At 40.2% G+C, this 9,434-nt stretch carries 10 protein-coding genes; 3 read left to right on the top strand and 7 right to left on the bottom strand.

Features of this window, described 5'->3' with window-relative positions:
- Positions 1 to 396 precede the first annotated feature (396 nt).
- The gene (locus tag CSV75_RS14740; RefSeq protein ID WP_369825391.1) at positions 397 to 1,260 is read right to left on the bottom strand and encodes a nucleotidyltransferase-like protein; all 864 of its coding nucleotides are present in this window, start codon (positions 1,258 to 1,260) and stop codon (positions 397 to 399) included.
- Between the two features lie 158 nt (positions 1,261 to 1,418).
- Between CSV75_RS14740 and CSV75_RS14735 the strand changes: the two genes are divergently transcribed.
- On the top strand, positions 1,419 to 1,775 hold the full coding sequence (locus tag CSV75_RS14735; RefSeq protein ID WP_099631794.1) for a YgzB family protein: 357 nt from the start codon (positions 1,419 to 1,421) through the stop codon (positions 1,773 to 1,775).
- Between the two features lie 40 nt (positions 1,776 to 1,815).
- Here CSV75_RS14735 and perR read toward each other — a convergent pair whose 3' ends face one another.
- The 3 genes from perR to bcp form a co-directional block, all read right to left on the bottom strand.
- Complete coding sequence (perR, locus tag CSV75_RS14730) at positions 1,816 to 2,262, bottom strand: peroxide-responsive transcriptional repressor PerR (protein ID WP_099631793.1); 447 nt, start codon at positions 2,260 to 2,262, stop codon at positions 1,816 to 1,818.
- Between the two features lie 102 nt (positions 2,263 to 2,364).
- On the bottom strand, positions 2,365 to 3,309 hold the full coding sequence (locus CSV75_RS14725) for a D-2-hydroxyacid dehydrogenase (protein WP_099676437.1): 945 nt from the start codon (positions 3,307 to 3,309) through the stop codon (positions 2,365 to 2,367).
- A 12-nt stretch (positions 3,310 to 3,321) separates the two neighbouring features.
- Entirely contained in the window at positions 3,322 to 3,795 is a 474-nt protein-coding gene (gene bcp, locus CSV75_RS14720; protein ID WP_099631791.1) for a thioredoxin-dependent thiol peroxidase, read from the bottom strand.
- Positions 3,796 to 3,967: 172 nt separating this feature from the next.
- Between bcp and CSV75_RS14715 the strand changes: the two genes are divergently transcribed.
- Positions 3,968 to 5,254, top strand: a complete 1,287-nt coding sequence (locus CSV75_RS14715) for a glutamate-1-semialdehyde 2,1-aminomutase (RefSeq protein WP_099676436.1) — start codon at positions 3,968 to 3,970, stop codon at positions 5,252 to 5,254.
- Positions 5,255 to 5,328: 74 nt separating this feature from the next.
- Positions 5,329 to 6,408 carry an FUSC family protein gene (locus CSV75_RS14710; RefSeq protein ID WP_099676435.1) on the top strand — a complete coding sequence of 360 codons (1,080 nt, stop codon included), beginning with the start codon at positions 5,329 to 5,331 and terminating at the stop codon, positions 6,406 to 6,408.
- Between the two features lie 136 nt (positions 6,409 to 6,544).
- Here the strand turns inward: CSV75_RS14710 and CSV75_RS14705 are convergent, their stop codons facing one another.
- The 3 genes from CSV75_RS14705 to CSV75_RS14695 form a co-directional block, all read right to left on the bottom strand.
- Complete coding sequence (locus CSV75_RS14705; protein WP_099676434.1) at positions 6,545 to 8,290, bottom strand: ABC transporter ATP-binding protein; 1,746 nt, start codon at positions 8,288 to 8,290, stop codon at positions 6,545 to 6,547.
- 48 nt (positions 8,291 to 8,338) lie between these two features.
- Entirely contained in the window at positions 8,339 to 8,887 is a 549-nt protein-coding gene (gene ntdP, locus CSV75_RS14700; protein WP_099631787.1) for a nucleoside tri-diphosphate phosphatase, read from the bottom strand.
- 195 nt (positions 8,888 to 9,082) lie between these two features.
- Positions 9,083 to 9,397: a gamma-type small acid-soluble spore protein gene (locus CSV75_RS14695; protein WP_099676433.1), complete on the bottom strand. Its 315-nt coding sequence runs from the start codon at positions 9,395 to 9,397 to the stop codon at positions 9,083 to 9,085.
- Positions 9,398 to 9,434: the final 37 nt, after the last annotated feature.

The following is a 9,434-nucleotide window of genomic DNA, read 5'->3' as shown; positions in this document are numbered from 1 at the left end:
TCCCTCCTTCTCTCCTTCATCTCCTAGTACTTCACTACATCTTGTCAGTCAGTAAAATGAAAATTCGATTAGCTCGAGTTTCATTTGCTGGCATCAATTAAGATACTCATTTTGTTTGTGTCACCGTTAGGTGCGCAAACTGTATTTCGTTAACGTTTTGCTGTTCAGTTTTCAAGGTTCGTGTTTTGTGCTTCTTGTAAAAGCAACTTCTCTAATATAGCTCATCTTGCATTCATTCGTCAAGTCTTTTTTAAAATTCTTTTTTCGAATGTTTTGTGTGCGCTGTTAGAACGTTTGCCCCAAGCGACATTTACTATAATAACATGATACCAAAGAATAAGTCAACAACTATTTCAATAAAAATTGTAGAGCGATCATAGAATCGCTCTATGACAGCTACCGAGCTCTTATAATACGGTACTCTCTATGGAATAGCAAGTCATTTTTAGATGGTACTTGTGTAATTTCTATTAGACGCTTGTCCACTAAATACTCGATAAAGAATTCTAAATCCGAAGAATACAACGCTAGCTCATCCTGTTCATGTAATTGCTGAACAGTCCATGATTCCTTTTCACTCATAATCTTCAACAAATGCACAGCTGCTTCATTCGTATAGTTATGGATGAAGAACTCACTTGCCAAGAATACCAAATCCAAACGCTTCCCTAATTCCTCTTCACTGCCAATCAGTTCTTCATATAACTTAAAAACAGCTGGATCTATTTTCTTCATCTGTGCCCAGACAGTGTTTTCAGGTAGGACATTACGTTTAACAGCAACGAACCTAGCTAGGTGATGCAAAGTATTGATCGCGTATAGATAGGAATCCATATATTGTTTTCTTTCGAAATGAATTTTCCCTTCATTATAAGCGCGAATCATTTTAGCCATTTCCATTCCCATTTTAATACCCCGACCAAACAACGGCTCTTCTGATAAACGTTCTTTCAGTCGTTCCGCATATTCATCACGGTCAAAAAATACTTTTCCAAGGATAAGCCAATCGATGATTTTCTTGTTCGTCCCTACAAGCAACCAATGCGTTAATTGTCGTTCACTAATGATGTGCATAGCGGCCTTACGTCTGCCATCTGTATAATGTTTTGTCTGAATGGGTATCTCATTGTTTGAGGTAATAATAAATAAGATTTCATCAAAGGTATCAGTGATCGGGTCGTCTTCTCTTTGATTACCAATGAGAAGCACGCTTAATGTCTCAGGTAAACTTGCTCTCTCTTGATACACCGGCCGTAGCATTTGCTCCACTTTCTCGCCTCCCAGTTTTCTATATACCGTCTCGAATACTCTAATTCGACGATTTTCACATAAAGTCCTTTATTTTAAAGGGAGTTTATACTGCAATTAAATAATAATATGATATATTAGGTGAGGATAGCGTTAGGAGGAAACTTGAAATGAAGCCTTACAAAAATAAAATAAATCGCATTCGTTCGTTTGCCTTGGCACTTATTTTCATTGGCGTTGTCATTATGTACATCGGAATCTTTTTCCGTTCCAATGAAATTGTCATGCTGATCTTTATGTTCTTGGGAATGCTTGCCATTATCGGTAGTACAGTAGTGTACGCTTGGATTGGTACTTTATCGACACGGGCTATACGAGTACAATGTCCGAATTGCGGTAAGCATACGAAAGTACTCGGACGGGTTGATATGTGTGGACATTGCCGCGAGCCATTAACACTTGATCCAAACCTTGAAGGTAAAGAATTCGACATCGCGTATAATAAAAAAGTGAAGCAAGAAAAATAATACTATATAAAAGAGTGTAACCCCAGTGGGCTACACTCTTTTATTTTGCTTGATTTTGTTGCGTCGCTGCACAGTCAGGACAAGTTCCGTATACTTCCAGTCGATGTGAATTTACTTGGAACCCGGTTACATGCGCTGCAAGACGTTCTACTTCTTCTAGACCAGGATGATGGAAATCTACGATTTTTCCACAATCGTCACAAATAATATGGTAATGATCATGTGTCACAAAATCAAAACGACTCGATGCATCTCCATAAGTCAACTCTTTTACTAATCCAGAGTTTTGGAATACACGTAAGTTGTTATAAACTGTAGCCACACTCATATTAGGAAAATCTTCTTCTAGCGCTTTATAGATTTCATCAGCAGTTGGATGTGAATGGGATGTGATTAAATACTCGAGAATCGCATGTCGTTGCGGAGTAATTCTCACACCACTTTCTTTCAATGTTACTAATGCATCTTTTAAGAACACTCCAGGCATCGTAATGCACCTCACTTCATAAGGATTACTTCTTTATAATCATTATAATTAGTTTACTCAACTGTGGGGTGTATTGTCAACTATTCTGCCGGTAATGCTACATTAATACCCTCTCGACAAATCCACTTGATTGATGAGATCTTGATCTCCCACTACCCATTTCTCAAGATTCGTATCCATAATGTCTAAAGATCGTTTAATATATTGATCTGACAGACTGGACATATGAGGGGATACCGTACAGTTCGGCAACTCCCAAAATGGACTTTCCTTAGGTAACGGCTCTGTTTCAAATACATCAAGCACCGCATGACGGATTTCATTTTGTTTTAACGCATCCAACACATACTGCTCTTTTACTGCGTCGCCCCTGCCCACATTCATAAAAACAGCCGTCTCTTTCATGGCACGGAAATGTTCCGGTTGATAAATCCATCGCGTTTGAGGAGTGCTTGGCAATATAGAAATCACATAATCGACGTGAGGTAGTTTTTCCATAATTTCATCTAAAGAAATCGTTTCATTCATATAAGGACTTGAATGACCTGTACGGTTACATCCAATTGTATGTACATGAAATGCCTGTAGAAGCCTTCCGATTTCTCCTCCTATTGCTCCTGTTCCTACTATTAAAGCCGTGGAGTGATTCATTTCACCAGGCAAAGAGTCTAACGCCCATTTTTTCTCCGTCTCTCTTTTATAGATATCTGGCAATCCCCTTTCAAGGGATAGCAAATGTGCCAGTACGGATTCGGCTAACGGCATTTTATGAACCCCATGGGAATTAGTAACTAGAACATCTCGCGCCTGAAGCGCTTCGCTCGGCAATGTATCGACTCCTACAGCCGCAACCATGACCCATTTCAATTTAGGAGCTCTTTCGACATGTTCTGATTTCAAATCCCCACCATCTGTCACGATTACTTCTATATCTTCCAATGAAGCTTCATCAATATTTGTTGTATGCAAAAATTCGACATTCGGATATTTTTCTATCAATTGCTCTTTAAATGAGGTTTTAATCTTAAATGTGAATAATATCTTCATATTATCTACCTCCTAGTTCGTCAGTTGCTCCAAAGTCGCAAGTGCATCTGCTACATGACCTTTCACACGAACCTTCCGCCATTCTTTCACTACCGTACCCGTTGGATCAATTAAGAATGTAGATCGCTCTATTCCCATATACTCTTTACCGAAGTTCTTTTTTAGCTTCCACACACCATACTGTTCAGCCACTATATGATCTTCATCTACTAATAAAGAAAATGGCAAGCCGTGCTTCGCGATAAACTTTTGATGGGAAGCCGCATGGTCAGGACTGACACCTAGCACTACAGCATTTAACCCTTCAAAATCCGCTTGCGCATCACGAAAATCACAAGCCTCTGTCGTACAGCCAGGTGTTGAGTCTTTTGGATAAAAGTATAACACTACGTATTTCTTTCCTTTAAATTGATCTAATGAAACTATCTCACCATTTTCATTTGCTAACGAAAATGCTGGTGCTTGTTTTCCTTCTAATTTTTCCATTGTGAATCCTCCTTTAATCTATCGACGAATAGCGTACTTCGATCTCTCCCTACTTATCGTATCGGAAGTATTTGAATTTTACAATTTACCTATACTTCACTCTGAAAGTAGAGACTTCACTTGGATTAATGCTAAAATGGATAACGTATAATTGATTTGGAGGAATAAACTAATGAACCGAAAAAATTCAGAAGCAATCTATGCTGAAGCATGTGAACATATTGTGGGTGGCGTCAACAGCCCTGCCCGTGCTTATGGAGCCGTTGGCGGAGGTGCACCTACTGTCATGGAACGTGCAGAAGGCGCTTATATCTATGATGTAGATGGCAATCGTTATATTGACTACTTGGGGGCATACGGTCCGATCATTACAGGACATGCGCACCCTCACATAACTAAAGCAATTACGAAGGCAGCGGAAACAGGCGTACTGTACGGCACACCTACACGCCACGAAGTACAATTTGCCAAAATGTTAAAAGAGGCTATTCCGGGAATGGACAAAGTCCGCTTCGTGAATTCAGGTACTGAGGCTGTCATGACAACAATTCGTGTAGCAAGGGCATATACTGGACGTACAAAGATTATGAAGTTTGCGGGTTGCTATCACGGCCATTCGGATCTTGTATTAGTAGCTGCCGGATCAGGTCCTGCTACATTAGGCACACCAGATTCTGCAGGCGTACCTTCTTCTATCGCGGAAGAGGTCATTACCATTCCGTTTAATGATCCCGAAAGCTATAAAGCAGCGATGGAACAATGGGGTGATGAACTTGCTTGTATTCTAATCGAACCGATTGTCGGGAACTTTGGTATTGTCGAGCCAAATGAAGGTTTCTTGGAACTCGTTCATGATCTGGCAAAAGAGCATGGTGTTTTGACTATCTATGATGAAGTCATTACAGCGTTCCGTTTTCATTATGGTGCGGCACAAACGTTACTCGGACTTCAACCGGATTTAACAGCATTCGGAAAAATTATTGGTGGCGGCTTGCCGATCGGTGCTTATGGCGGTAAAAAAGAAGTTATGGAACAAGTCGCTCCACTCGGCCCTGCCTATCAAGCCGGAACAATGGCGGGAAATCCTGCATCTATGCTTTCAGGAATTGCGTGTCTTGAAGTACTTCAACAACCAGGTATCTATGATGAGATGGATCGCTTAGGCGGTTTACTTGAAGATGGCATACTAAAGTTGGCTAAAAAACACCGTGTCCAATTGACGACCAATCGTCTAGGAGGGGCACTTACATTATTTTTCACAGACGTCAAAGTGGAAAACTACAAGCAAGCTGAAGCGACAGACGGAGAAATTTTCGGCCGTTTCTTTAAAGAGATGCTGAAAAACGGTATCAACTTAGCACCATCAAAGTATGAGGCATGGTTCTTAACTTCTGCTCATACCGAGTCAGATATAAACGAAACACTTGAAGCAGTAGAACGTGCATTTAAAGCACTTTGAAATAGAACAATTGACCGTTTTATGCATATATTGTAAAGTTAGCATAAAAAAGCTTTTAGGAAAGGAATTACCCAATGAAACTTGGTGCCCGCGTCTTTAAGACGGGTATTGCGATTGTATTTGCTCTGTTTCTCGCAAATTTACTAGAATTACCTACAGCAGTGTTCGCAGGTATTGCAGCTATTTTCGCAATCCAACCCTCTATTTACAGATCTTACTTAACAATAGTAGAACAGTTGCAAGGTAATTTAATCGGTGCCACTATAGCAGTTTTATTCACACTTATTTTCGGGCCACAATTAATCATCGTCGGTTTGGCAGCTGTCATCGTCATGACGATTATGTTGAAACTCGGACTTGAAAAGTCTATGTCACTTGCACTCGTCACGATGATTGCAGTGATGGAGGTTAAAGACGACGCCTTCTTAACATTTGCTCTCCTACGTGTAGGTACAATTTTGGTAGGTGTACTAGCGGCATTCCTCGTGAATCTAGTATTTATGCCACCAAAATATGAAACAAAACTATTTCAGGCGATTCATCAAGCACAAGATGAAATTATTCGTTGGACGCGTCTAGCTGGTCGTCAGGCTTCGGAACACACAGCTATGAAGAAATCGTTGAGTAAGTTAAAGGAACGTCTAATACAAATTGATCAGCTGTACTTATTATTTAAAGAAGAGCGCAGCTACTTCAAAAAAACTTCTGCCGCAAAAGCGAGACGGCTTGTTGTCTATCGCCAATTGATCGGTACAACTAGAAGTAGTTATGACGTGCTAAAGAGACTGCATAAGTTTGAAAATGAACTCATCAATCTCCCAGAGCACTTCCGTATGATGATTCAGGAGCGTCTGGAATCATTACTCGTCTATCATGAACAGCTTCATCTGAAATTTGTCGGTAAGTTAAAGGCGGATTTCGACGAGGAAGAAACCCATAGTGAGTTTATTCAACGACAAGAAGTGATGAATATTTTCGTGAAGGAAATTGCGATTACTAATGAGGAAGAGGAATTCTCTTCCTATCACTTACTTCATGTCCTATCTGCTATCCTGAATTACGAGGAACAGCTGGAGCATCTGGATACCTTGATCACTTCTTATCAAACACGATATGAAGATGAAGAAAATATTCTAGAAGATGAATTTTATTAATAAAACGGTGGTGGACTTGTATAGTCCTCCACCGTTTTTATTTGTATAAATAGTTTACATACATAGCAGAAATTCAATTGCCAAATAGTTCGGATTGTAGTTACAGACTTACACTATTTCTCTCGCATCGATCCTTTTATCCCCCAAGTTCCTGGCGATTGAACAAACCAGCGTACGTGCCGTTTAGTTTCATCAACTCCGAATGAGTACCAGATTCTTTCAAGTCCCCATGATCTATCACATAAATACAATCCGCATGCGTAATGGTAGATAAGCGATGTGCGACGATTAGCGTTGTGCGATTGTGGGCCAAGCGTTCCAAAGAATCCTGTATGAGCGCTTCGCTTTCTAAATCCAAGGCCGATGTTGCTTCATCCAAAATGAGCAATGCCGGGTTCTTAAGGAAAACGCGGGCAATGGAGATACGTTGCTTCTGTCCACCAGACAATTTCACGCCACGCTCTCCTACCCTTGTATCATATCCATCACTCAGTGTTTCAATAAAGTCATGCGCATTTGCGGCTTTCGCTGCAGCAATGACTTCTTCATCTGTCGCATCCGGTTTCCCCATCAAAATATTACTTTTGACAGAATCGCTAAATAGAATTGAATCTTGAAGTACCATACCGATCTGATCACGAAGCGATTTAACTTTTACGTCACGAATATCATGACCGTCGATGCGAATAGCGCCCGATGTAACATCGTAAAATCGCGGAATCAAACTGATAATAGTTGATTTTCCTCCACCACTCATCCCAACAAGTGCAGCCGTTTCGCCAGGGCGGATGTTCAAACTAATATTTGTCAGTACTTCATCTTCGTCATATGCAAAGCTGACACGATCAAACTCAATCTTCCCAGCAATCGATGGTAAAACTTTTGCATCCTTTTTATCGACCACGTCATACTTTTCATTCATTAAGTCCAGTACTCTGTCCATTGAAGCAAATGATTGCGTCAAGGAAGTAGATGAGTTTACAAGACGACGTAACGGTGAGTAGAGTCTTTCTATGAAAGCAATAAAAGCCACCATCGTTCCAACTGTTAAAGAACCATTGATTACTTGATAACCAGCATAGCCAACAACGAGTAACGGAGCCACATCGGTAATCGTATTGACAACTGCAAATGCTTTGGCATTCCAGCGTGTATGTTCAATTGCCCGGTCAAGGAATTTATTGTTTACTTCATCAAAACGTTCCTGCTCTTTGTCTTCGATTGCAAAACTTTTAATAATACTGACTCCCGCCACACGCTCATGTAAATAACTTTGTACATCGGCAAGTGCTTGGGATCGTTTGCGTGTTAGTTGACGCAATTTACCGAAGAAATGCTTGACGCTAAACGCATAAAACGGAAATGCGAGCAATGTAACGAGTGTCAACTCCACATCCAGAGTCAACATGATGGCAATTGCAATAATAATGGTAGCCAAGTCAAGCCAGACATTCATCAAACCAATCATAACGAAGTTTTTTGTCTGTTCTACGTCATTTATAACTCGAGAAATTACTTCACCTGCACGTGTATTGGAATAGAAACGAAGTCCAAGCTTTTGCAAATGACCGTAAAGCGATTTGCGAATATCAAACAAAATTTTATTACTCACTAATTGCGCATAGTATTGACGATAATATTCCACAGGTGGACGGATCAAGAAAAACACAATGATCGTGCCACCGAGCCAATAAAATAATTGCTTCGTTTTATCAGAATCACTTAATGTCGGCGAACCGATAATATCATCAATCACAATTTTAATTAATAATGGTAAAAACAATGGAATAGCAAACTTCACAACACCAATGAGAACGGTGAAGACAATTTGCCAGTTATAAGGCTTTACGAATTGAAGATAACGTTTAATACTCTCGCCCATTCTGTTCCTCCTACTAAAAAAACCTGACTTGCACGAATGCAAGCAGGTCTAGCTTTGTTCTTCTTGAATTTGCTTATAAAATTCATAACGTGAAGTCCAGACATCAATGAAATCAGGAGCAAAGGGACCTTTCCTTTGTTTGATCCAGCCAAGAAGCTTCTTTAAGTTATCCTGCAAGATTAAATCGATAACTTCCGGATAATGCATTTGACGCTTATGATCTGCATATTCGTCTTCATCGAGAATCAAATAGCTCATATCAGGAAACACTTTTACATCCAAGTCATAATCGATATACTTCAAGTACTTTTCATCGTAAACGAACGGTGAACTCATGTTGACATAATAGTAGACACCATCTTCACGTAGCATACAAATGATGTTAAACCAGTTTTCTGCATGGAAATAGCAAATTGATGGCTCACGTGTTAGCCAAGTACGACCATCAGACTCTGTCACGAGCGTGCGTTCATTGCCACCGATAATAATATTGCGTGTGCCTTTTAATACGAGTGTCTCTTGCCAGACACGATGAATTTTGCCGTTATGTTTGTAGCTGTGTATCTGTACCGTTTCTCCTTCTTTTGGAATCGCCATTTTTATACCACCTTTGAGCCTTACCGCTCTTGCTATTTGTCTATTATACCAACAGCTTTCCAAAATTTAAAACGATTCAACCATCTATTTCGTATTTGATTGAATTCAGTAGGACCACGGCATGTTTTTTCACACAAGAAAACCGGTAGAAATGGCTTATAACAGCCTTTTCTACCGGTCGTCGATGTCTAACGCTTAGTTTGAACCTTTATACTGGTTCGCACGCGCTCCTGAAGCTTTTTGTTTGTTTGCTTCTGCTTTGTTGATTTGTTGTTTCACTTCATTGACATCTGTTTCAGATCCGAACTCCTCGTTCATAGAGGACTGCATCGCTTGTGAAGAAGACTGCTTGTTCATTGCAGACTGCGCGTTTTGCTGACGAACTTGATTAACGTCCGTCTCGGAAGCGAACTCTTCATTCATCGATGATTGCGCATTTTGTTTCTTCACTTGGTTCGCATCTGTCATAGATGGGTTTTGCTGTGAATTACGTTTTGATTGGTTTGGCATGTTTTATTCACCTCCGTACTCACTATGATGTCCTATA

The organism is Sporosarcina sp. P18a (assembly GCF_002743135.1).
Classification (GTDB): Bacteria; Bacillota; Bacilli; order Bacillales_A; family Planococcaceae; genus Sporosarcina.
This window is presented reverse-complemented; position numbering and strand designations above follow the sequence as displayed.

Excerpts from the sequence above, each read along its gene's own strand:
- CSV75_RS14740 (WP_369825391.1), bottom strand. The coding sequence starts at position 1,260 with ATGCTACGGCCGGTGTATCAAGAGAGAGCAAGTTTACCTGAGACATTA.
- CSV75_RS14735 (WP_099631794.1), top strand. The coding sequence starts at position 1,419 with ATGAAGCCTTACAAAAATAAAATAAATCGCATTCGTTCGTTTGCCTTG.
- perR (WP_099631793.1), bottom strand. The coding sequence starts at position 2,262 with ATGCCTGGAGTGTTCTTAAAAGATGCATTAGTAACATTGAAAGAAAGT.
- CSV75_RS14725 (WP_099676437.1), bottom strand. The coding sequence starts at position 3,309 with ATGAAGATATTATTCACATTTAAGATTAAAACCTCATTTAAAGAGCAA.
- bcp (WP_099631791.1), bottom strand. The coding sequence starts at position 3,795 with ATGGAAAAATTAGAAGGAAAACAAGCACCAGCATTTTCGTTAGCAAAT.
- CSV75_RS14715 (WP_099676436.1), top strand. The coding sequence starts at position 3,968 with ATGAACCGAAAAAATTCAGAAGCAATCTATGCTGAAGCATGTGAACAT.
- CSV75_RS14710 (WP_099676435.1), top strand. The coding sequence starts at position 5,329 with ATGAAACTTGGTGCCCGCGTCTTTAAGACGGGTATTGCGATTGTATTT.
- CSV75_RS14705 (WP_099676434.1), bottom strand. The coding sequence starts at position 8,290 with ATGGGCGAGAGTATTAAACGTTATCTTCAATTCGTAAAGCCTTATAAC.
- ntdP (WP_099631787.1), bottom strand. The coding sequence starts at position 8,887 with ATGGCGATTCCAAAAGAAGGAGAAACGGTACAGATACACAGCTACAAA.
- CSV75_RS14695 (WP_099676433.1), bottom strand. The coding sequence starts at position 9,397 with ATGCCAAACCAATCAAAACGTAATTCACAGCAAAACCCATCTATGACA.